Annotated in this window: 17 protein-coding genes; 3 read left to right on the top strand and 14 right to left on the bottom strand. The window is 54.6% G+C overall.

Annotated elements, in window-relative coordinates; genetic code table 11:
* Nucleotides 1-8: 8 nt before the first annotated feature.
* Complete coding sequence (locus tag IEY53_RS20440; protein WP_189028253.1) at nt 9-1,274, top strand: MFS transporter; 1,266 nt, start codon at nt 9-11, stop codon at nt 1,272-1,274.
* A 91-nt stretch (nt 1,275-1,365) separates the two neighbouring features.
* Here IEY53_RS20440 and rnhA read toward each other — a convergent pair whose 3' ends face one another.
* From rnhA to IEY53_RS20415, 5 genes are all read right to left on the bottom strand, one after another.
* Nucleotides 1,366-2,028, bottom strand: coding sequence for a ribonuclease H (gene rnhA, locus IEY53_RS20435; protein WP_189028251.1), 663 nt, complete (start codon nt 2,026-2,028; stop codon nt 1,366-1,368).
* Between the two features lie 322 nt (nt 2,029-2,350).
* The gene (locus tag IEY53_RS20430) at nt 2,351-3,613 is read right to left on the bottom strand and encodes a PQQ-binding-like beta-propeller repeat protein (RefSeq protein ID WP_189028249.1); all 1,263 of its coding nucleotides are present in this window, start codon (nt 3,611-3,613) and stop codon (nt 2,351-2,353) included.
* A gap of 236 nt (nt 3,614-3,849) precedes the next feature.
* Complete coding sequence (locus IEY53_RS20425) at nt 3,850-4,974, bottom strand: DNA alkylation repair protein (protein WP_189028247.1); 1,125 nt, start codon at nt 4,972-4,974, stop codon at nt 3,850-3,852.
* A 90-nt stretch (nt 4,975-5,064) separates the two neighbouring features.
* Entirely contained in the window at nt 5,065-5,589 is a 525-nt protein-coding gene (locus tag IEY53_RS20420; protein WP_189028245.1) for a YfiT family bacillithiol transferase, read from the bottom strand.
* A 377-nt stretch (nt 5,590-5,966) separates the two neighbouring features.
* A complete protein-coding gene (locus tag IEY53_RS20415) occupies nt 5,967-6,497 on the bottom strand; it encodes a hypothetical protein (protein WP_189028243.1) in 531 nt (176 codons plus the stop codon).
* Between the two features lie 269 nt (nt 6,498-6,766).
* Here IEY53_RS20415 and IEY53_RS20410 point away from each other — a divergent pair, with 269 nt between their 5' ends.
* Together IEY53_RS20410 and IEY53_RS20405 are read left to right on the top strand one after the other, a co-directional pair.
* A complete protein-coding gene (locus IEY53_RS20410; RefSeq protein ID WP_189028241.1) occupies nt 6,767-6,985 on the top strand; it encodes a hypothetical protein in 219 nt (72 codons plus the stop codon).
* Nucleotides 6,986-7,098: 113 nt separating this feature from the next.
* Complete coding sequence (locus IEY53_RS20405; protein ID WP_189028239.1) at nt 7,099-7,296, top strand: hypothetical protein; 198 nt, start codon at nt 7,099-7,101, stop codon at nt 7,294-7,296.
* Nucleotides 7,297-7,398: 102 nt separating this feature from the next.
* Here the strand turns inward: IEY53_RS20405 and IEY53_RS20400 are convergent, their stop codons facing one another.
* The 9 genes from IEY53_RS20400 to IEY53_RS20360 form a co-directional block, all read right to left on the bottom strand.
* Entirely contained in the window at nt 7,399-7,920 is a 522-nt protein-coding gene (locus tag IEY53_RS20400; RefSeq protein WP_189028237.1) for a ClbS/DfsB family four-helix bundle protein, read from the bottom strand.
* 175 nt (nt 7,921-8,095) lie between these two features.
* Nucleotides 8,096-9,400: an L-cysteine desulfidase family protein gene (locus IEY53_RS20395; protein WP_189028235.1), complete on the bottom strand. Its 1,305-nt coding sequence runs from the start codon at nt 9,398-9,400 to the stop codon at nt 8,096-8,098.
* A 3-nt stretch (nt 9,401-9,403) separates the two neighbouring features.
* Nucleotides 9,404-12,334: an insulinase family protein gene (locus IEY53_RS20390; protein WP_189028233.1), complete on the bottom strand. Its 2,931-nt coding sequence runs from the start codon at nt 12,332-12,334 to the stop codon at nt 9,404-9,406.
* Between the two features lie 70 nt (nt 12,335-12,404).
* The gene (locus IEY53_RS20385; RefSeq protein ID WP_189028231.1) at nt 12,405-14,543 is read right to left on the bottom strand and encodes an S-layer homology domain-containing protein; all 2,139 of its coding nucleotides are present in this window, start codon (nt 14,541-14,543) and stop codon (nt 12,405-12,407) included.
* A 336-nt stretch (nt 14,544-14,879) separates the two neighbouring features.
* Entirely contained in the window at nt 14,880-16,727 is a 1,848-nt protein-coding gene (locus IEY53_RS20380) for a family 20 glycosylhydrolase (RefSeq protein ID WP_189028229.1), read from the bottom strand.
* Between the two features lie 10 nt (nt 16,728-16,737).
* Nucleotides 16,738-17,910 carry an N-acetylglucosamine-6-phosphate deacetylase gene (locus IEY53_RS20375; RefSeq protein WP_189028227.1) on the bottom strand — a complete coding sequence of 391 codons (1,173 nt, stop codon included), beginning with the start codon at nt 17,908-17,910 and terminating at the stop codon, nt 16,738-16,740.
* Nucleotides 17,907-18,707: a glucosamine-6-phosphate deaminase gene (locus IEY53_RS20370; protein WP_229696258.1), complete on the bottom strand. Its 801-nt coding sequence runs from the start codon at nt 18,705-18,707 to the stop codon at nt 17,907-17,909. Before IEY53_RS20370 ends, IEY53_RS20375 begins: the two co-directional genes overlap by 4 nt.
* An 87-nt stretch (nt 18,708-18,794) precedes the next feature.
* Nucleotides 18,795-21,062 carry a fibronectin type III domain-containing protein gene (locus IEY53_RS20365; RefSeq protein ID WP_189028225.1) on the bottom strand — a complete coding sequence of 756 codons (2,268 nt, stop codon included), beginning with the start codon at nt 21,060-21,062 and terminating at the stop codon, nt 18,795-18,797.
* A 59-nt stretch (nt 21,063-21,121) separates the two neighbouring features.
* Nucleotides 21,122-22,684 (bottom strand): extracellular solute-binding protein, encoded by a 1,563-nt coding sequence (locus IEY53_RS20360; RefSeq protein ID WP_189028223.1) that lies wholly within the window; start codon nt 22,682-22,684, stop codon nt 21,122-21,124.
* Between the last annotated feature and the right edge of the window lie 11 nt (nt 22,685-22,695).

Raw genomic sequence — 22,695 nt, 5'->3', positions numbered from 1 at the left:
AGAACGTTATGCCAGATCCAAGCTTGGCGAAACCCGCAACCCCCACTGTCCAATCCCATCCGACGATTTGGGGAAACCGGAGATTCCTGCTGCTGCTTTGCTCCTTTTCCATTTCCCTGTTCGGCAACACCTTTCACAGTATCGCCTTGAGTCTCTGGGTGCTGCAAACAACCGGAAGCGCCCGATTGGTTGCCGTCCTTACCATTATCAATTTATTGCTCAGTTCCCTGCTTGGCTCGATCGGAGGCACCTTTGCAGACAGAGTGAACCGCAGAACCATTATGCTGGTCACGGATCTGATTAGCTGTGTGCTGGCACTGACGCTGGCTGCGGTAATCTCCGTACCGTCCACTTCGTTCATTATCGTGGCTGTATTGATGGGGCTTACGACAGCTTCGGCATTATTCCAGTCCCCGGCCTATCAGGCTTCGATCGTAGGCGTAGTCGGCAAAGAGCATGTGCAACAAGCGGTAGGGCTCCTGAATCTGTCGGAAAATATTTGCCGGACGATCGGCTTTTCGGCGGGAGGTATTTTTGTGGCCAGCTTCGGCGCGGCTGACGCTATTTTATTTGACGGCGTTACTTTCTTCGTATCCTTCCTGCTGATCCTGGCTGTCCGCTCGCTACCGCTGCCTTCCCGTGTCAACCTTGCCCCCAGAGAAAAAAGAAAGTTCACCCAAGACCTGGCCGAAGGTGTCCGCTATATTTGGAGGTTCCCCTTCGCCCGCGCCGTCATCATTATGCTGCCTTCCCTTACCTTGTTCTTCATGCCTTCGATGATGCTGACCCAGGTTATGGCTGTTAAGGTCTGGAAATCAACACCCTTTCAATTCGGTCTTATGGAAGCCTGTATTCCGCTCGGCTATATGATTGGCTCAGGGTTAATTATGCTCTTGGGCTCCAGGCTGAAGAACCGGGGGAGGCTGATCATGACCAGCCTGTTGTGTCTCGGTCCTCTGTACATCCTGTTATCCTTCACTACAACCGCAGCGGTGGCTATTCCCGTCATTCTTATAATCGGCTTCATGTTCTCATTCAGCACACTTCTGATCAACACCCTGCTCAGACTGGAAATTTCGGAGGAAATTCAGGGCAGAGTATTCGGCGTGCTGGGTTCCATCATGAGCGTGGCTCCTTCAATAGGTCTCACGGCCGTCTCCTACCTGTCCGACCTGTTCAGTCCCGGTCCGGTCATGGGTTCGATTGGATTGCTGCTGTTGCTGTTCGCCATTGCGGCATACAGCAGATTAACAGTGATCCGGAACTACCATTAAGCAAGGCAGTGTATTCAAACCCCTGGAATGGGGAATCTTGGCTCCAATTTCTCCTTCGGTTCGGGTTTGATTACACGCCCTAGCTCAGCCGTTATTTGCGGCCATAATCGGCCTTGATCTCTCCCCACTGCTTGGTCTGCCACTTGAGCAGTTTATTCTCGTAGGTATGGGTCCGCAGCCAATGTTCTGCCCGGTCAATCAGCTCCCAGATCTCAGCGGTTGAGGCGTCCCTGGGCAGTGTAGTGGCTACCTTCTTCTGCTTCACCCACTTCATGGCATTAACAGAATCGCTGTAGACCGTCCGTTTGCTGCCTTCTTGATGAAGAAGCGCCAGCGCATGCACAATGGCCAGAAATTCTCCCAGATTGTTCGTTCCCTTTTTGATCGGACCGCAGGAGAATATAATGTCCCCTGTCTGCGTATCCACACCCTTATATTCCACCGGGCCCGGATTGCCCCGGGTTCCTACGTCTACCGATATGCTGTCATAATCAATCTCTTCCGAAGTCTCTACGATGGCACTGCGTTTGTAAGAGCTTCCCGTTTTGGCGCCGGTTGTGCCGGAGGTCTTGGCTCCTGTTCCCCAGTTGCCTTTCCAGCCAGCCTTGTAAGCCGCTTCCGCCGCCGCCTTTGATTCATAGGACTTATATTTAGCACCGGTATAATGATCGGTCTGTGCCTGGCATTCCGCCCAAGTGCTGTAGACGCCTGGTTGTTTGCCTTCCCATACCACATAGAACTTTTGTTTAGCCATGCATACAGCTCCTTTATGCGCAGATAAGGAATGGCCTTTCTGCCGCTATTCTGGCTTATTTTATCATTTGCAGCCCAGCCGGTAAATACGAGTCCAGCTGTAGGACCCTGAGCCATGAACCAAACAGCTCAAAGAGATCGAACTATCATGAACCAACTAGTCGCACTTGTGGGCGTATCCGTAACTGCGAGCGAGTCCCCAGCTACCGGGCGAATTCAAAGGCATTTTTGCCTTTCATTCGGCCCGATCCACACCTGGGGGCGAATTCACATTTTTTCATAAGAAAAAGCACCCCGAAGGGTGCTCTGAAAAGCAGTTAAAGTTACTTCACCGGCAATACAAACTTGGACAGCTTGCCGTCTTCTGACGAAGAGTATACGGTATGGGCTGCATAATCATTCGTACCGAGGTTTAGGTCGGTGATACTGAATCCGTGGATCGTCTGCAGGGTCTTCGGGTTCAGTATGTACATTTGGTCTTCTTTCATACTGAAGCTCAGGTTGCCGTCGCTGGTCCGATTGATCCCGAAAGTCTCCCCTTCGGCATCTAAAAATGTATGAGGGTCACCTACTTGACCGGCCAGATCATATAAAGTAAATTTCCCGTTCTCGTACACGATATACCCGCTTGCGGTAGCCTCTGTATATGCACTGCCCGGGATGCTGCGGCCCCATAGAAGCTTGCCTTCCGGTCCAAACGCCAGCAGCTTGTTCTGGTTATCCGCCAGATGGATGCGGATAATAAAGGTTCCGTCGTTCAGTACAAATTGTCCCGGACTGCCATCGCCGTAAATATTGGAGCTGGCCGGAGTCTGATAAGCATACAGCTGCTTAAGCGACAAATCATAGACTTCAAGCCGCGGATTCAATTTCTCCAGCCATGTGCCGTTACTAGCTTGGCTCATCGGGCTTGCAGCCATTACAATCCGCTCACCCTGAGCTGTAATGACACTGCCTTGCACCTGCTGGCTGAGGAGCTGCTTGCCGCTGCTGTTATACAAGGTAAGCACCGATTTCACCACACCTTTGGCGTTCGGAAGACCGGTGGTGGAAGTCAGGACCGAGCCATCCTTCATCAAGGAGATGTTGGATGGACCTGTCAGCTTCTGCACCCAGTTCAGCTGGCCGGCGCTGTTCACGGAATAGAGCTTGTACGTTTTGTCAGAAAAAGCCTGATAGACATAAGACGTTCCACTGCTGCCGAACACGGCTTTGCTGGTAATGGTATAAGGGCCTTTGGACTCATGGAAGACATATTCCCACTTGAGCTTGCCAGTGTTCGCATCCAGCGCTTTCAAGGTATCTACCGACCATTCCTGTTTGGTCTTGCCGGTTGTATTTGGCACATTCTGCCCCATGTACACATAGACCAGCTTTTTGTCAGGGACAGCTTTAACATCGTGGATCACGGCTTCGCTTCCGGATTTGACCAGCACTGTAGGCGTGAACAGGGAAGGAGAGGTCCAGCTTGGCTTCATTGTTGTCCCCGGTTGTGCCGCCGCCGCAGAAGCATGTGCCGACAGGGTGAGGCTAAGCACCCCGGTCAGCACCAGCGAGGCCCATTTACTGTATTTGCTTGATTTCACTGCAATACCACCTTTGTCTCTTTGAATTTGCTGTATGTAGCCTTTCTATTGTATAGCAGGAAGACTATGGAAAGGTAACATAAGTGTTTCCGCGAGCTGAATAAGAAGTAACCCTTTTAACCGGAACTGTTGTTCCTCCTCAAAGACACAAAGCTGCGCAAGACGTGGCTCTCGCCCGTTCTTTACGCAGCTATATGGCTGGCAGGGTGTTGTTTTCCCTTAATGCAGGTTGTTCCTCATCCTTGTACGTCGGCTTCTGCTGATTCCAGGGAAAGTACCGTATCAGCCGCTTCGCGGCCGTTGACCAGCAGCACAATCCTGTGTTCCCCAGGATAATGGCGGCGGGTCGTCAGATCCGCCCAGCGGTGGGTCCGCGTTCCGGCAAGGCTGGTGCCTCCGGGGACTGTTTTGTCGGATAAAAGAAACTGTTTGCGCGAGGTACGGCCCCCCGCCTTTACAAAATCGATCCCGTATTCGATACGGACACGCACCGGCCCGCCTTCCCGGACAGCAAGTGTGTAGCGCAGCTCACAGCTGCCGCCGATGGACAGCACCCCAGGGGCCACCGATAATTCGGCTGTTGTTACCAGCGGTGCAGCATCCTCCGATGCGGCGTATCCGAACAATGCCATCACTGCAGGATCTGCTTTACGGATCAGCGAGCGGCAGCCGTGCCGCACAATCCAGTCCGTATGTTCAGAGGCCCCCTTCCAGCGTGATGCCAAGTCCAGGACCAGCGTTGGATGATCCTTGGCGATATCATTCAGGTTGTTGGCCACACTTTTGCGCACATAAAGGGACGGATCGGCCTTTAACTGCTCCAGCACCGGCAGCACCGGGGCAGGATCACGCTTAAACATCGGCAAGGACTGCCCCCAGGGCAGGCGGGGCCGGCACCCTTCACTGGCCAGACGCCGCACATGCTCATCCGGATGCTTCGACCACAGGAGCATTTGGCGCATCATCCGCTCCGGGTCCCGCAAGAGAAACGGCCTGACCGCGAACTCGGCAGATGATTTTCCCGTGAAACGTTCCAGCGCCAACATCGAAAGCTCCCAATGCGCCTCGGCTTGTCCATACACCTCCACAAAATCCGGGAAGATAAGATAAGGGAAGCCGACGCAATCCTGGTCAATCGCAAAAAGGATATCCAGCGCTTCTTCATAACGGACAGGCAAAAAACTGCCCAGCCCCCCGCTGATCCGCCGCATTCTTTGCTTCAGCTCCAGATCTTCCCATGGGCCGTCCATTACTTCCGCAATGAAGCCCCCGGTCTCAAACTTGCTATAAACGGCCTGAATCTTCGCGCCAAAGCTGCGCAGAAATTCTTCGTTGTACATGGCCTTCAAAGGTTCTGCCATTGGTTTGCCCTCCCTGTTAGACTTTCAGCTCAGAGATAGTAACATACTTAACCGGACAGCCTTATGTCATATTCAAAAAAGCGATCCCCGTTACCAGCCCATCCGCTTTATCAGCGATTCAATCTGGGAGAGATGATGCCGTCCATGCCAGGCATATCTTTGGATGGCGTGATCCAGGGTCATGCTGCCATGCGTGGGGCTCACGAATGAACGCTGGAAATCAGACGGAGACAAGGAGCGAAGCAAGATAACAAACCGCTTATGGAGGGCTTCCATCAGCATAATTGAACATTCTACCGGTGTTTCCTGATAGTCGCTTAGTTCCGCCCACAGGTCTTCCCGGTAAGAACTCGATACAGGCTTATCTTCTGTCAACGCTCTTTTAAAACGGATATAAGCATTCATATCGTTATCCGCCAAGTGGTGCACCACCTGCCGGATGGTCCAGCCCCCTGGCCGATAAGGGGCACACTGCTGCTCCTCATCCAGATTCGAAACGGCTGCACGCAGCTCTGCTGGCAAGGCAGCAATATCCTGAATCCATAATTGACGGAGCCCCGAATTAGGCTGCTCCTCCGGTACAAACCTTCCTATAGGATAAGACCATAAGTCCATGTTGTGCCTCCTGTAATATAATCATTATTGTGTCCGTGACAATTCTGCCGTCATCTCCTGGATCTCTTGGATGTAAGCCGTCAAGTTCTCTTTCCGGCTGCAATAAACAAAGGGGCTGCGGTTCTCTTCCAGGAAACGCTGAACATTGTCTTGGCGCCTCACCTTTTCTCTAAAGGTATTGTTCAGCTGGGTACAATCTATAGTCGGATGCTCATGATCCAGCTGCTTCAGTTCCTCCCTGGCTCTGTGCCTTTTATGCTCGAGCAGATTCAGCAGCTAGTTTACAGGATGCAGCCCATGCTTGTGCAATAGCGGAAAGATGTCCAGATCGTTTAGTGATCCTTGCGCCAGCGCCAGCAGCTCCTCCGGCCATTTGGTCAATTAATAAGTTCCTTTAACGCCTCGATACTTTTGCCGGCCCGCTGATTGAGCGCCCGTTTATCTTTCACCTGAAACTGGGCCAGCTCATGACCCGGGTCGAGGATGAGCTGCTCAGCAATTACATTCTCCAGCGTTTGAAGTGCTGTCCTGCTCGCCTCAAATAAGGAATCCCTGGTCAGCACAACCTTGTTCACCCGGATCAGCTCCACCAACTGCTCGCCAAAAATCAAACGAACCATACTGTCCGCGCTTTTGATGTTACGTGCTGCGAATGCAGCAGCTTTCTCGACGCTGAGGCTGTCTTTATAGACACTTGAGATCATCACCAGTGAAGTAATTGCCCCCCAGTCCCGGATGGATAATTCGGCGATCGTGCGGTCGATCAGCTCCTTGAACCATTCTTGCTCGGTTTCATCTGAGATGCCGCAGGATTTATATACTTCATAGTCGCCTCCCCGGTACATGGCAGACTTGCTTCCGAGGTATCTGTTGAACAGCGCCTTTGCGCTGCCCATATTCTCATTCATGCTTGCACCCCATCCTCATCGCTCTATTCTTTATTCCAGCAGCCCTTCCGGTACCAAATACCCTTATCTCAGCAAGTCTGGCTCAACAAATAATACCATATTTTTCTTGAATGTTGTTTTGACTCCTCCTTGAAAAAAATGAAGTTAAATTTTCCTGCTCAACATCCAGGAGCTCTCATGGTAGAATAGTCTTTAAGATTTTCCGGAGGCCCGGAATGAACTCTTTTATTAAAGTAAGACAATTATAGATTTATGGAGGAAACCGTAAGATGCCACACACTTTAGTAAAAAATGTAGATTTTTTTGTAGCCGCACTTTCGCAAACCTATGTCTCTGCGCTGCAGCTCGATCCTGAAGGAATGTATGCCGAGGTAGGCACCGGGCTGGTTCAGCAATTCTCCGACGAATACGTCCGTCTGAAAAGATTCGACGGGTCTTACTCTCACTATGCCAGAGACATCACCAAGTTTCAGCGGAACAAAGACTGAGACGCCTACTGGGCACATAATGTGTTTCAATCAACGCCAGACCGTTTACTTTTTGCATAGAATGGCTATTATTGCATAACCTACTTCTATGACAAGAGGGGACTGAGACGCTGATGGATGATAACAACAAGGATATGGACATACAGGGTGCCGGCTTTGATTCCATTCCCGTACCTGACCAAAACAGCAAACAAGGCCGCGAAGGCGCGACCGGGAAACTTGAAGATATTGTGAGTGCCCTTCTGGACAATCCCGACGATACAGCAACGGGCGGCGGAGATTCCAGTGAAGACCAAAGGCCACGTAAATAGCGTAATCAAGCGCATGTCCAGAAAGAACCAAGGCGGAATCAAAGGGAGGTAGGTCCTTTGGCTCCGCCTGTTTCAGTTGCTTTTACTTGAGCAGTCCTATCTTTATTTGATGGTGTTGTTCACGGTCTTTTTCCACTTTCTGATTTTGGTTCTGAAGCTCTTGAAGGGTGCCACCGAATTGATTTGTATCCATTTGCTCATCGGCCAGTTGACGGTGGTTACCGTCCATTTCCGTACCCCCGGCTGAAAAAGCTCCTTCTCGCTCAGCAAGCCGATCCACTGGCACAGCTCTTCAACGTTTTGTTTGAATAAATCGCGCAATTCCGCCAAAGAATTACCTTGATAGGTCTCATAAAAATGCTGATACAGCGGCCCGAGTTGATTCCATTTGTAATCGGGGGAAGGTGTAATGACCTCCTTGCCTGCCCGCTCATCCTTTTCCCAGCCTGTTACCAGCGTTAACCAGCCGAGCTGATAAGCAAGCATCTCTTGCGGCGTCCGATCCACTTCTGGAATCCGGAGGTCTTTTTGCTGTTCCGGAATCTCATCGAACTCCTGATCGAACAGCTTGTACATTTTTTGAATTTCGGCGATCAAAGCTTCTTTGCTCTCGTAGTTTGGCACTTACGGTCGCTCCCTTTTTTTGGCGTTTCCTTCATCATACCAAACCTAACCTGACAACAGTACTTCAGGTTCAGCTTCCATCCGCTGTACATGGAGCCTTTGGAGTCAGCGCAACGACGAACAAGCGGTTCTCCGTAAAGCAAGGAGAACCGCTGCAACAACCGCCTATTCCAATCTATAGCTCGCCGCCGCCCATCATTCCGCCCTTGGACAGCATGATATTCAGAATCGTGGCATCGGTGGCTCCCATACCTTCCTTAACCAGTCTCTCCATGTTGCGGATGGTATCTTCGACCTCATCGAAGATGACCCCGTCATTGGACGTAGGCGAGATATCATTCATAGCCAGCGTAGCCGCCTGCATTGCTGCATTCGTCGCGGTTGCAATCTTCAGGGCGCAGGTGGATTTGGCCCCGTCGCAGATCATGCCGGACAAAGAGGCAATTGTGTTCTGAATGCCATGTTTGATCTGGTCCAGACTGCCGCCCAGCAGGTAGATGATCCCGCTGTTCGCCCCCGTTCCACCCGCAATGCCCGAGCCGCAAAGCGGTGACAGGCGGCCAATATAGTCCTTGATATGCATCGTAATCAGATTGCTGAGCGCCAGAGCCCTGGCCAGCAGCTCTTCGTCCTTGCCGAGGCGTTTCGCCAGTGCAATGACGGGGAGCGTACAGGCAATCCCCTGGTTCCCGCTGCCCGCGGTGGTCATCACTGGCATCGGACTGCCGTCCATCCGCGCATCGGAGGCGGCTGCCGTAGCGGCAATGATTCCGCTCGCCAGATCATTGCCGAAGATATTGACCGTCGATTGCTGGCTCATCCGCTTGCCCACTTGCAGGCCATAGCTGCCTGCCAATCCCTCATCCGAGATTGCTTTATTCATCCGCACCCCGTCCAGCAGGAAGCGGATATCCTCGAACGGCACAGTCCTGATGAACTCATAAATCTCATCCACTGAGCCCCGGTCCTCTACGGCTTTGGAAGACTCATCCGCTTCATAACCCGCTGCGCCATTCTCGGGATAGAGGGTCTTCCCATCCTTGGACAGAAACACCAGATTCGTATGCGATTTGGCCAAAATCGCCGTCGCCGTCTGGCCCCTGCTGTGTACTCTGGCCTCAATATACAGTTTCTCGGAGGTATCTTTGAGCTGCACTTCCAGCAGCTTGTGGTCGATCATTACATTGGCCTGCTGAACCTGCTCCTGCGACAGCCCCGACAGAATCTCCAGCTTCTTGTCCGAACGCTTGACTACCGCGCCCAGAGTGGCCGCGATCGGCAGACCGGTCTGCCCGGTGCCGGGAATCCCGACACCCATGGCATTTTTGATGATATTGCCGCTGAGCCACAGCTGAATGGACGTGATTTCTCCCTCGAGCTGTTCCGCCGCCAGTGAGACGGCATAGGCGACTGCGATTGGCTCCGTGCAGCCTTCAGCGGGCACGACTTCTTTTTTTAACAATTCCAATAATACATGCATCTGTTACATCACCAATTCCTCTAGGCTGCCGAATAAGGCTTGTGCCGATTTCATCTTGGACTCATTGCCGACCACACTGAAATAATTCTGTTCCGCCACAGCCTGAAGCAGCCCGGCATATTGTCTAATGTCTTCTGGTGTAGCCGACAGGATTTCATTGCGTTCCTGCTGCAGCTCTTCCCCGGTAATCTGTTCAAAATAATGCCGGTCCGCCCGCCGCCCTTGCGCGCTGGGACTCAGCGGCTGGTCAAACATCGCGAGCGTGCCGATAATCGCTTTGGTCATCTCGTCCTCATCTGCTTCGTAGCCCGAGGCGAAACGGTACGCCTGATCGTAGACCTCGAGCGTCTCCTGCAAATTCGGATCACGATAGGAAGTGAACACGAGCATACCGTCTCTGCGCAGGATCAGATTCCCGCCATAAGCCCCGCCCTTCACCCGTACGGCATTCCACAGGTAGGTCAGGCTGAGGATTTTTTTGAGCACCTGCATCTTGCCGGAATACGCAAAACCAAGCTTGGTGAAGTCATAGCCCTTAACCACATACTGCACCTGGCTTGCGGACATGAAACCTTCGTTACGTGCGTCACCTTGTGCCTTAATGATGGATTTAGGCTCCACCCGCCGGTCCTGGAGATTCAGCTTAGTCAAATTTGCAGCGAATTCCTCATAGATATCCGGTGTTCCGGTCACTGAGAGGGTCAAATTCCGCTTGTTGAAGAGTGTAGCACAGATGCCTTTGAGGGTGTCTGCCAACTGTTCACTCTGCTGATCGATAGGGCGGGCAAGCTCCCGGATAAAGCGGTAATAGGCCACACCACCGAGTTGCTCCTGATATGCTCCCATATCGGAGAAATAAGACAGCAAACGGCCGGCCGCGATTTCATTGCCCTTCTGATTCAGGATCGATTCCATCTGCGAGGCTTCACGGCGGACGATTTCCTGCAGCTTGGCCAGGTTATCCAGATTGCTGCCGTAGAGCAGCTCATGGAGCAGCTCCAGGGAATCGCCGATGTTGCCTTTCATGACTTTTACGCGTGCGCTGAATTTGGGCTGATAACTGGCTTCGGAATCTTTGGCAGCCCCAAACACCTCGTTCTGGAAACGAATCCCCCCGGTTTTGATCCCGATTTCACTCGTGAGCTCTTCAATACTGTAAGCATCGGTCTCCAATTGGCCAAGGATTTCCGCCAGCAGCACCAGATAGGGAATTTGTTCAGGCGCTATGACCTCCGTATCCCAATAAAGCTTAATATAGGCAATTTTGTTCGTTTGCACCTCATGGTGAATCAGCTTAATGCCCTCATGCGTGTATTCATGTGTAGGCACCTGCGGTTCAGCGCTGCGGTCAATATCCTGAAGGGACAGCTTCGGCAGCTTCAGCAGATCCTCGGCCGTGTCCGGACGGCTCTGCCGGAACAGCAGGTTCTGTGTACTGTCGACAAGCTGCTCCAGCTGCTCTGGAGACAAAGATGCTTTAAATTCGCCAAGCTGCCGACGGGTCGAAGCTTCCTTCTCAGCCGCAATCGTCTTGGACGGATTGAGCATCACCACACTGCAGTGGTCACTGTTCAGCAAATAGGTCTCAATCAGCTGCTCGAAATAACGGTCCGCGCATTTTTCCCTAATGGCCGCAAAGACTGCCTCATATTCCAGATGGGTTGACGGCTCTCCTTCATACAGCCAGGCCTTCATCACCTCGATATTATAGGTCAGTCCCTTGGGATACCGGTTAAAGTCTGCTTCACGCAGTTCAAATTCCTTGCTGTTGACAGCGGCCAGCACCAGCTTCTCATCCAGGCCGTCCGCAACAAGGCGGCTCAGCGTAGTTCTGACCAGATCCACGAACGCATCCTTGGAAGAGGGGTTGGAGTGAGTCAGTGTAATACCCAGCAGCGGCTGGACCATACTGTCGGAATAGAACGCAAAGACGTCTTTGCCCAGACCGCTTTCGAGCAGGGCTTGTTTCAGCGGAGCCGCGTTGCTGTCCATCAGCATGCTTTTCAGAATATCAAAGGCCAGGTTAAGTTCCCGGTCCAAGGCGGTGCCAATGACATAGTTCATGCTCAGATAGGTCTTGTCTGTGGCCGTTTCTGTCTCCAGAATGGGATACTCCGCCGAAAGTTCGGTTATTCCGGTCGGCTGCTGCACAGCAATAGCAGTATCGAAATCATTAGGGGTGTACCGGCTGAGATATTCCTCATGAATGAACTGCAGTCTCTCTTCAATATTAACGTCTCCGTAGAGATAAAAATAGCTGTTAGACGGGTGGTAATAATTGCTGTGCGCCGCAAGGAACTGCTCATAGGTCAGCGCAGGGATATCCTGCGGATCTCCGCCGGAGGAATGACGGTAAATCGTGTCCGGGTAAAGCGACTTTTTGATCCGGTCCATCAGTACGGTCACCGGCGAGGAATAAGAGCCCTTCATCTCGTTGTAGACCACACCTTTGTAGATTAGCTCATCCTCCGCACGCTGCAGCTCGTAATGCCAGCCCTCCTGCTCAAAAATCTCCTGCTGCCTATAAATATTCGGCTTAAACACACTGTCCAGATAGACCTCCATCAAGTTGGAGAAATCCTGGTCATTCCGGCTGGCCACCGGATACATCGTCTTGTCCCCAAACGTAAATGCGTTCAGAAACGTCTGCATCGAGCCCTTGAGCAGCTCCACAAACGGTTCCTTCACCGGATATTTGTCCGAGCCGCACAAGACCGAATGCTCCAAAATATGAAAGACTCCCGTACTATCTTCGGGCGGGGTCCGAAAGCTGACGCTGAATACCTTATTGTCATCCTGATTCTGCACAAAAAGCAGCCTTGCGCCGCTTTGTTGATGCTCCATCGTGAACACGGAGGATTCAATCTCCTGGATAAATTCCTCTCGTACGACTTGAAATCCAGAATAGATATTGCCTGTTTTCAAGCTGCTCATAGATTTCCCTCCTCTATATAGAACTGTCCTGGCTCTCATGAGCTTATCATATCCCGGGTTGTTTGTTCCATCAGTAGAGGACTTCCGGCATTAATTTCTGCACTCTGACCAGAATCGCCGCGGCCTGCTCACGGACCAGCACCTGCTTCGGATCAAAACGCCCGTTACTGCCAGTCATCACTTCATGTTCATTCACCGCCTGAATCGCCTGGCGGCTAGCCTGCGGCAAGCTGGATGTATCGGCGAATTTCACACGGTCCGGGCTGCCGTACGCGGAGAACCGGGCGGCCTTGGCAATCATAACCGCTGCTTCTTCGCGGGTAATTCCGCGGTCCGGTTCGAACTTGCCGGAGGAACGGCTGACAATACCCAGCTCCACGGCCTTGGCGATGGTGCCGCTGTACCATTTGCCCGGTTTCACATCCTGAAAGCCGGAGACTGCCTGGGCATCAGGAAATTCACGCAACAGACGCAGCAGCAGGGCCAGGAATTCCGCCCGGGTCAGCTTCTGCTTAGGAGCCAGCACGTTCCCGTTCGCACTCACGCCTTGAATATAACCGCTGCTCAGAGCCATGGCCATATCGTAACGCGCCCATCCCGCTACTTGCTTCGCATCTGCAAAAGTATCGAGATTCGGAGAAGAGACATGCAGCGCAACTGTTCTCTTCACTATGCCGGGCGCCGCATCCTTGCGGTATTTAGTGATTTGCACAGGATATACGCCGGGCTTGATGCCGGCAAAGGACACTTTCCCCGCGCTGTCGGCCACCTTGCTTTTCCCTTGAAGCGTCACGGTAACCCCCCAGGCCGGGAGGCCGCCAACCTGGCCGTCCGATTTTTTGATGTACAGGTCAAACGGGGTATGGGCAGCCGGAAATCCATTCATCTTCTGGCCGTCCTTAAGTTTCCATTCGATCTGCATCTGGTCGACCAGCTCCATATGATCCGCATAATACACCAGCAGCTGATCTCCGTCGCCAATAGTCAGCCTGCCCATGGAGTTATGTGCATATAACCATGAACTGCCGTTGAACACGGCAAGCCTCCATTCTCCCTTCCCGTTATAACGTCCGTTCTGGATACCCTCGATAGCCGTAAACGACGGTTTGGCCGAATCTGCATTCAGCTTATAGGCAAGCCCCTTTTCCTGTAAAAAAGCCGTTGCCGCCTTCAGCGCATCTCCGCCGGAGACATGTCCCGTGGCAAGCGTGCTCCCAGGCCCTTCGATATGAATCGCAACCTGGCCTTGTCCGGCATGATGCAGGCCACTGTAGAGCAGCCCGGCCTGCTTGGACAGCAGCTTATATGAGGTCAGCGCCAGATAGGCCTGACTGGTGGCCTGAATGTCGCCCCCACCTCCTGCCGTTTGCGCAAATCCGCCCTCCGGAAGCTTCCGTGACAGCAGATGGTCCAGCAAAGAGAAGCCGCCTTCCGTGGCGAAATCCGCAACGTCAATTCCAAGCGAGGATAATGCAACCATCACCTGCGCCGTGGTCGCGGTCTTGCCGTCGAACCCGCCGTCTTGCTGCTGCTTGGATCTAAGCCACACCAAGGCCTCCTGCACAGGCTGAGTTGTCTGCTCTGACCCGAGCTGCGGGGCAAGTGCCGTCAGCACCCAGGCTGTGGCGGCCGGATCTCCCTGCGCCTGGCCGGCCAATGGCCAGCTGCCATCCGCCAGCTGCATATCGAGCAGCTGATTAAAGAGCATATCGGGATAACGGTTGGTCCGCTCCATAGAAATTGAATAGGAATTGTTAGACGTAATGTAAGCGGCTGCCACCGCAGCGGCCCCTTCCGTGTCGATTCCGGCATGGTTCATCAGGAATGGATACAGATCAATGCCGGCAATGTTGTTGAGGTTGCCGCCCGCCGCGCTGTACGCCAGTGCGGTACGGGTCAGATCTGTCACCTTCGCGAACTTGCCGCGCTGCTCCAGAATCTTGTCTGCAGTCTGCTCCAGGTATCCCTTGGGCAGCTTGACCCCATTTTTGAAGAAGCCTACAGCTGCTTCGTCCGGAAACGGCTGCTTGGCCAGCAGAACCTTCTGCGCCCCATCTATGGCGCTCTGCAGCTCCGCCGTAAATATGGCGGTTGTCTTCTTGTCCGCACCCGGCTCTGCGGCAACCGTGCCATTCAGCAGCACAAGCAGTATACATAATGCTATAAGTGTGCTTTTTGTTAAGTTATGGCCTATTCGAGCTAGTATCATCTTCATTCTCCCCCAGTGCATTTTCGTTAGCAGCTTCGATTGAATCCGTTGATTCAATGATATAGACGCTCAAAAGTGGGATTTTGTTCCTGTGCAGATTTCCATTCTGTTACAAGTGAAACATTTCTAAGCTACACATAATGATGGGCGTGCGGCTGTAGACTATCGACTCTCAGAAGCGGGCTGCACCCCATACTAATCCAAAAACAGGATGTCCCGGCAGCCAATCATATGGCTTCTAAGACATCCTGCGGACTCCCTTTTTGTTCTTCGGTTTCCATCGCCTTGGTGAGGCAGCGGAATCCTTACCACTTGTTCCATACCCAGTTCCCTTGCTTATTTGGCCTTTTCCAGCCCCAGCTCCCGGTATAGCGTCCGCTCCAGATAATCATGCAGATAGAAGCGGGATTTCACAAAATGCTCCGCCATATCAGGCGGCTGCACCCGCTCCAAAGCCGCCCTCATGCGTGGCAGAACATTCTCGCGTCCGCTGCGGTTCCTCACGTAATTATTCAGCAGCGAGCGCCATTCCGCGTCGTCTCCCCGATACAGCTCCCAGCGGTACACATATTTGTGGATCGCCCTTGAGCGGTCCGTCGCCACCTCAAAATCATGCATGATGGCAATCAGCTCCGCTTCCTCCTTATGCTCACACACTTCGTCCCGCAGCTTCCAAATGATCTCATAATAATCCTCCAGCCGGTAATTGCCGAGCAGGGCGTGGCCGGTCCCGGGATCAATGCCATGGAACCGCGCGAGGAACCGGTCGATGAACGTAGATGTATCCGCCTTGCGGTTCCAGGCCAGATCCGCATGCAGCAGCATGGGGTACCAGGTGGTCTCAAAGACACCATAAGGCACGCCGAGGCTGAAAGGCCCCGTCCAATTCGTGGCGACCACGCAGCCCAGGTTCAGCTTATCCGCCGTCTCCGCCCACTGGAGCAGATTGTCCGTCCGGTTCAGCAGTACCGGATAATTCTGATGCTCGGCCCAGTCAAAGCTGCGCACCGCCGGAGCCCCCATGACTTCAATGCCGAGTGCCCTGAATTTCTCCGTAAGCGAAGTAACCTCCGCTTCTATGTTGCGCCCGTTGTAGATCCAGATCATCGCCGCACTACGCCGGTCCAGCTTCGCTAATTCCTCCGGCGGGCATTTGTCCAGCATGTCATGCCAGAAGATCGGCTGTTTGCCTTGGCCTGCTGTATATTCGATCAGCTGGTTCAAAAAGGCGATAAACGCCCGCTCCCGCACGCCCCCAAACTGGATTTTGCAGCGTTCGCATTCGCACAAGCTGTAGACCTCGTCGCAGCCGAGATGGATATAGCGTGATTCCGGGTGGGCATCCATCATCTCCTGGAGCAGACCTGTAATCAGCACGAACGTTTCCGGTTGCGACGGGCAGATCTCCCCGGTGGACTGCTCCGTCTCGCGCAAGTGCCGCCAGCTATCGTGTCGGAGCACATATTCCAAATGTCCGAAGCTCTGCTGGAGAGGAATGATTTCAATAAAATACTCATGGGCTGTGCGTTTCAGCTCCTCCAGCTGCGAGAGGCTTAACGCATGCTGCGGATGCGCAAACTCCGGATACCCCTGGAAGGGAAACTTATCCTCATATTCAATTAAGACCGCGTTGGTCTTATAGCGGGCGAACTCTGCCAAATACGCCATCAGCAGCTCCGGTTTCGAGAACGTCTGGCGCAGGTCGAAATTCATCACCCGCAAAGACGTATCCGGCCAGTCCACGATGGACACTGCGGGAACTTCACCGCCGGGGCTGCGCAGCTGGAGCAAGGTCTGGAGTCCATAATACAAGCCCGGTGCATCCAGCGCGCGGATCACGGCCCGGCCCGGCGACACCTCCAGCCTGTACCCTCCCGCCCGGCCGGCAAGTACGGCCAGGTCTGCTTCGTCTGTGCCGGTGAAAGGCACGCTAGCGTGGGCCCCTTCACTCTCCTGCTGTGCTCCCTGCGCTTCCTGCCCTGTGAGGCTCAGAATAAGCAGCGAATAGCCTCTCCCTAACGTAACGCAGGTCAATTCCATTTCCGGAAACGCCCGGCGGCAATGGATCTCCAATCTGGGATCGGCCTGCTCCATAAAGAGGCTCAGGCTTATCTTTTCACGGAGCCGCAAGGGTCCCCCCTCTTTCGCTTGGCTCTGCTTCGGTTGTGGTATCAAGCTCTGCATCTTTCTCCTCCTAATCTTTGCTGTACTTGCTGCAAGACCTGCTCCGGCCGTTCTTCCAGCATTCCATTAACGTAAGGGTCACGCCGTCATGGCGGAAGCTCACCAAATCAGCGGGTGCTCCGGCCGCAAGACCTGCGGCCTGTTCCAGCCCCAGCAATGCAGCCGGGTGCGCCGAAGCACAATCCCAGGCCTCAGCCAGCGAGGCCAGTCCCGCGCCCGCAAGATAAGCCACCTGATCCGGCAGCATCATCGCCGAACCGGCCAGCAGCTGCGGGTGCTCGGCCAGATGCAGCCGCCCCTCCGCTGTCAATGTGACTTCCCCGCCGATGTGCAGGCGGTAGGTGCCCGGCGGCATTCCGCTCAGCGATACGGCATCGCTGACCAGGATGGCGCGCCCGCGCTTCATCCGCAGTATCACTTTCAGCAGGGCAGGCGGCAGATGATGGCCATCCGCGATCATGCAGCCGTAGAGTTCATCTGCCGCGAGTTGTTCCCACAGATAGTTGGGGTGGCGGGGAAGCGTCAGATGGGTGCCATTGCCCAGATGTGTAGACATTACTGCACCTGCGGCTACCGCCTCGCGAATCTGCTCCGGCGTGGCCGCCGTATGCCCGATGGAGACGAGGATGTCCGATTCGCGGCACCGGTGGATGAATGCGGCAGCACCCGGCCATTCCGGGGAGACGGTGATGATGCGGATCAGCCCCTCCGCCGCTTCCTGCCAGCGGCACAAGGCCTCCCAGTCCGGCGGGCCAATGTGTTCCAGGGGGTGTGCGCCGCGCGGACCGTCCTCCGGCGAGAGAAAGGGACCTTCCAGATGAAGGCCCACAATTCCCCTTGCGGTGCCCGGGTCCTGCCGGACCGCTTCCGCAATGGCGGAAGCCGCCGCAGCCAGCTGGGCGGTGCCATTCGTAATCAGCGTCGGGCAATAGCCGGTTACACCCTTGCTGAGCAAGCGGCGGGACAGTTCCAGCACGGTGTCCGGCCGCAGCGGCAGCGTGTTGAGATCCAGGCCCCAGCCGCCGTTCACCTGCAAATCGACCAGTCCCGGTGCCAGCCAGGGCAGGTTGGCCACGGACGGCTCCACCGCAATTTCCGTGACGCTGGTGATCCGCCCCTCCGTGACACTCACCTCGACCGGCAGCCCGGTCTTATAATGCCTTCCTGTAATCCGCCTGTTCACAGGCCGAAGGCATCCCGGTCCGTAAACATCGTGATATCCGGATGGGTGCGCAGGATGGTCGCGGGACAGGCCGTGCTAACCGGGTCACGCAGCGCTGACTGCAGCGCGCTGCGTTTGGACGCTCCGGGCACAATCGCGTATAGATGCCGGCCGGCCATCAGCGCCGGCACGGTCAGCGTCAGCGCATGGGTCGGCACCTCGTCCAGCCTGGCAAAACAGCCGTCGTTCACCTGCTGGCGGCGGCAGGCTGCCTCCAGTTCCACCGCCTTGACCTGCAGCGGATCGGCAAAATCAGCGACAGGCGGGTCATTGAAGGCAATATGCCCGTTCTCTCCGATTCCGAGGCAGACGATTTCAATCGGAGCCTCGCTCAGCAAGGCCGCATATCTGCGGCATTCCTGCTCCGTGTCTTCAAGGCCATACAGCAGCTCCACCCGGCCCGGGTTCACCCGGCTGAACAGCCGATCCGTCAAGTAGCGTCCAAAGCGCTGGGGAGCCGCATCCGCAAGCCCGATGTATTCATCCATATGAAAAGCGCAGACCCGGGACCAATCAATGCCTTGTTCCTGCACCAGTCCTTCATACAGTTCATTCTGCGACGGAGCAGCGGCGAATACGATTCGGACCTGACGTGTTGAATCCTGTTGCAATTCCCTTATTTTCTGTCCCACCTGCGCTGCCACCGCAGCGCCCATCTGACTACGCTGGTCATAGACCTGAACGGTCATGCACTCCACCTTGTGTGTCTCTAGCGGATTAGCACTGTTATCCACCTTCATCCGCTTCGTTTCAGTCATTCGAATCATCCTTTCCCGGCAAACCTCTTGCCTTTGCTGATCCATTGGCGGAATCCACCACAAAACGTGGTAATCTGTACCCTGACCCTACGGCTGCAGTACCGTCGCTGCATGCGGCTGATCCAGCGCACTGGCATAATAATAACCGGCCATCCGGATTCTCCGCGCCTCAAACCCGGCCTGCCGCCCCGCCGCCACCGCTTCCGAGCCGAGCGTGACACTTCCGTCTGCTCCGGTCGTTCCACTAACGTAGCGGCCGATAGAATATGTGAATCTGCCCTCCAGGACTGCACCCGCGAGTACCGCCCCGGTGCGGTAATCCCGAACCTTCATCGTGGCCGATGCCGCCGAACCTGTATAAGTCAGATTCATGTCTGTGACAATCATCGGCTTAAGCGAAGTGCTGCCGGTCGTAGCCGACACTTCACTGGAGAACGGTCCGATATTGCCCTGCAAATCTCGGGCCGCGATCCGGTAATAGTAAGTTGTATCCGGCAGCAGTCCTTTGTCCTGGTAATTCAAGCCGCGGGCGAGCCCGGCGATGTCCGTAAAGGTGGGCGTGAAGCCCTGGACCGTGCTCCGGTAGATCATATAGCGCTCCACTTCCATGTTGTCCGTGGCCATGCCGTAGTTCAGCTTAACCGTCTGGTAATCGCTGGCCGCAGCGGTCGGTGTGCCCGCAGGAGCAGACGGGGCCTCCTGATCCGCCGGTGCTGCCCAGAACACACCGCCCGGTCCCCAGTAGGACGGCAAGTCCCGGTAGGAATCATAGTGGTGCACGGCAAGGCCGCCAAAAGCGCTGCTCTGCCCGGAAGCTGCATACACCTTGTCCAGCTCGGCTTCCATATGGGTGCGCCCCTCCTCCCAGAAGGTGATCGTCTCAGGGTCGCCGCTATTGGCAATATCGAGCGTTTCCACCCCGATCACCACGGAATTCGGCTTGCCGATCTGTTCGGCGTAAGCCAGTTCTCCGGCTGCTCCGGCAATAATCCCGGCGGAACCGTCCGCCGTATCGCGGTAGTCCATAATAGAGATATAGTCGGAGATGTCCTGGATATGCTCGGACAGCCACTTTGTGGAGCCATTCCAGAGGATATCCGCGCCCTGTTCTGAAGAGTCGTACCACTTGGGCACGGCAGGACCGAAGGGCAGCCGGATGCCGGCGGCGTCCCGGCGGTCAATCATTTTTTGTAGCCCGTCCAGATATTCCTTCTGCAGAAATTTGCTCGGGTCTTTGAAGTCCGGAGAGATATATGGCTCAATATCCACATTGATACCGTCGAATTTCTCGTTATCGACCACAGCAAGATTGTAGTTGATGATCTGTTCCATTTCCCGTACGGCGTGGCTGTGATAACGCTCATAAGCTCCCATATAGGCTGGTGATGTTCCTCCCGCAACCAGTGCCTGCACCTTCAGGCCTTTGCCGTGCGCCCAGCGTATGAACGAGCGCAGTTCTTCTTCCTGCTCCTCCAGCGCCCGGTAGCCTGCATAACTGCCCGCAGCGAGATACAGCGTCTGTACCGGTTCAGAACCGAACGTCTCCGTATCCGTGATGAAAGACTCCAGCACCTGCCGCGAACCGGGGTTCAGCAGCAGCTTGTAGCTCTCCGGCTCCCAGATCCACATAGCCCGGTCCTGTCCGGGCAGCGGAACCGGCGGTTCATGCGTACCGCTACCTACCTGGGCATATACAGTTGGACTGTAGCCGTAACGTCCGGGAGCATTGGTCGCCCTGGCCTCCAGGCTGACCGTGCGGTCCCCGAGGCCCGCCGTATCCCAGATGTATACATACTCAGCACCTTGCACAGCCGCTGGCTTCCAAGGTCCCCGGTTCACCCGGACCTGCACCAGCGAGACCGGAGCCGATGAGTCGGCCTGAACCGTAACCGCCACCTGGCCGCTTAAGGGGACGCACTCGCCCGGACCCGTGATGGTAACCGCAGGCGCGGCGCCTTCCGGGTTATTAACCGTCAGGCTGGCCGTTAGGCTCCACACCCCATACCGGGTGACCGTGTCCAGCCCCCGGGCCACCAGCTCCAGGCTCCCGTTGTAACGGGAGGTATCGAGCGTATAGGACCAGGTGCCGCTGTCATTCCCGTCCGGGTCGTCCAGTACCGCTTCGAATTGGGCCGTTCCGTCCACATATAGGCGGACATCATAGAGGCCCGTATAGGTGCCGCTGATCTCCACTACCCCGCCGGTGGTCACATATCCACCCGTTGGCGCGTCCAGCGTAAGGGTGCCGGCTGCCCCGGCCTTGTCAGGGGCGACTATTCCAATCGTCAAGATGAGTACAAGCATCGACAGAATGTTTCCCAGCCTGCTTTTCGAGTGCACAAGCCTTTGTTTCATAGGCGAAGCCTCCTTTTCCCAACCTGCAATTGTTTAAGGTTCTCTTGCCGTTAGTCCGATCAGTTGCCGCTCAATTGAATATTCTGCACACGGTCATACGCTTCTTTGTAGGTGTTCAAGAGCTTGTCTACGCCGAGATTGTTAATCTCTTCCACGTATTTGTCCCAGTCAGCCAGATTACGCGAGCCGGTAACGAATTTAGCGAAACTCTCGTCGCGGTGCTTTTTGATCGCCTGGCCGGTAATGGAGATCACTTCATTCTCTTTCTCCGTAAAAGCGGGCCGCGGCTGCATCGCGGACGGATCATATTTGGCCGCTTCTTCATAGGCATGCTTCAGATCGTCCGAGAACAGTGACAGATGCGCGCCAAAATCAATCCAGGTATACGTCCCGCTGGTCTGAAGTCCCGTCTGCTTGCGCATTTCAATCACATCGTTATATTCCGGCTTGAACTTAATCACGTCGCCTTCCTTCACATACGTCTCGCCTTCCACGCCCCAGCTGCTGAGCGTACGCCCTTCCTCAGAATAGAAAAAGTCCATATAACTCATCACATCATCAATGTTCTGGGAGGTGGATGCCACTGTCAGGCCGCCTTCCATATAATGAAAATACGGATTCAGCTGCTTGCCGCCGGAAATCCCGGCCGGAGGGGCCATGAACTGCATGTTGAATTCGGGATTTTCCTTTTGCATCGCATTGTTGAAGAAATCGATCCGGCTGATGTAATCAATCGTCACGAACGATTTGCCGGTGGAGACCATATCCTGCCATTGCTTGGTTTGCAGAGAGAGGAAGTCGGGCGGAATCAGACCTTCGTCATAAAAGCTTTTCCACATGCCCACCATAGTCTTGTAATTGTCTTCCGTCGGCCCATAACGCCACTCTTTATTGTCAAAATCGTAATATGCGCCTTCACCGGTCCCGTAGTTGACCGTCATGTTGGCATTCATCTCATCCGGGATTTGCCCGTAGCGGATCGAGAGCGGATAGCTGTCCGGGTATTTCGCCTTCAGGGCCTTCAAGGCCGTGTGCAGCTCTTCATAAGTGGTTGGAGCCTGGATGCCTTCCTTGTCAAAAATGTCCTTGCGGTACATCCAGATCATGCGGTTCGTTTCGCCGAAGCCCTGGTTCGGAAACATGTACATTTTGCCGTCGGCGGACAACGCGGCCTTTGCTTCTTCCGGGTACTGCTTCATCCAGGCCGTCAAATTCGGCAGCTTATCCATATGCTCCATCAGGTCCACGAGCGCTCCCTGCTGCCCGAATTTATTCGAATCCTTGCGGTTGGGCATATACATCAGATCCGGCATCGCCTTGGAAGCAATTGCCAGGTTCAGGCTCTCATCCAGCTTACCCGAGGGGGTCTGCACCTCCAGCATGACTCCCGTTTTCTCCTTCAGCCAGCTCCAGATTGGCCAGCTTTTGGAATAAGGGAACGTTGGATTGTTGTCCAGCAGCGCCGTGAAGGTCTTCTCCGCTTTGGCAGAACCTGTTGGGGTGGCGTTGCTGCCCCCTTGCGTATTCGACTGCGGCGCGGCATCATTGCCTCCGCCGCTGCAGCCGGTTACTACAGCAGCTGCAATTACGAGGGGCAGAAATACAGATCTCCATTTGTTCATGACTCTTCTCT

Origin of the sequence: Paenibacillus albidus (assembly GCF_014644435.1) — a bacterium.
Lineage (GTDB): Bacteria > Bacillota > Bacilli > Paenibacillales > Paenibacillaceae > Paenibacillus_AQ > Paenibacillus_AQ albidus.
The sequence above is the reverse complement of the archived record's forward strand: the minus strand, read 5'-3'. Positions and strand labels throughout refer to the sequence as shown.

Excerpts from the sequence above, each read along its gene's own strand:
- IEY53_RS20440 (WP_189028253.1), top strand. The coding sequence starts at position 9 with ATGCCAGATCCAAGCTTGGCGAAACCCGCAACCCCCACTGTCCAATCC.
- rnhA (WP_189028251.1), bottom strand. The coding sequence starts at position 2,028 with ATGGCTAAACAAAAGTTCTATGTGGTATGGGAAGGCAAACAACCAGGC.
- IEY53_RS20425 (WP_189028247.1), bottom strand. The coding sequence starts at position 4,974 with ATGGCAGAACCTTTGAAGGCCATGTACAACGAAGAATTTCTGCGCAGC.
- IEY53_RS20420 (WP_189028245.1), bottom strand. The coding sequence starts at position 5,589 with ATGGACTTATGGTCTTATCCTATAGGAAGGTTTGTACCGGAGGAGCAG.
- IEY53_RS20415 (WP_189028243.1), bottom strand. The coding sequence starts at position 6,497 with ATGAATGAGAATATGGGCAGCGCAAAGGCGCTGTTCAACAGATACCTC.
- IEY53_RS20410 (WP_189028241.1), top strand. The coding sequence starts at position 6,767 with ATGCCACACACTTTAGTAAAAAATGTAGATTTTTTTGTAGCCGCACTT.
- IEY53_RS20405 (WP_189028239.1), top strand. The coding sequence starts at position 7,099 with ATGGATGATAACAACAAGGATATGGACATACAGGGTGCCGGCTTTGAT.
- IEY53_RS20395 (WP_189028235.1), bottom strand. The coding sequence starts at position 9,400 with ATGCATGTATTATTGGAATTGTTAAAAAAAGAAGTCGTGCCCGCTGAA.
- IEY53_RS20390 (WP_189028233.1), bottom strand. The coding sequence starts at position 12,334 with ATGAGCAGCTTGAAAACAGGCAATATCTATTCTGGATTTCAAGTCGTA.
- IEY53_RS20385 (WP_189028231.1), bottom strand. The coding sequence starts at position 14,543 with ATGATACTAGCTCGAATAGGCCATAACTTAACAAAAAGCACACTTATA.
- IEY53_RS20380 (WP_189028229.1), bottom strand. The coding sequence starts at position 16,727 with ATGCAGAGCTTGATACCACAACCGAAGCAGAGCCAAGCGAAAGAGGGG.
- IEY53_RS20370 (WP_229696258.1), bottom strand. The coding sequence starts at position 18,707 with ATGACTGAAACGAAGCGGATGAAGGTGGATAACAGTGCTAATCCGCTA.
- IEY53_RS20365 (WP_189028225.1), bottom strand. The coding sequence starts at position 21,062 with ATGAAACAAAGGCTTGTGCACTCGAAAAGCAGGCTGGGAAACATTCTG.
- IEY53_RS20360 (WP_189028223.1), bottom strand. The coding sequence starts at position 22,684 with ATGAACAAATGGAGATCTGTATTTCTGCCCCTCGTAATTGCAGCTGCT.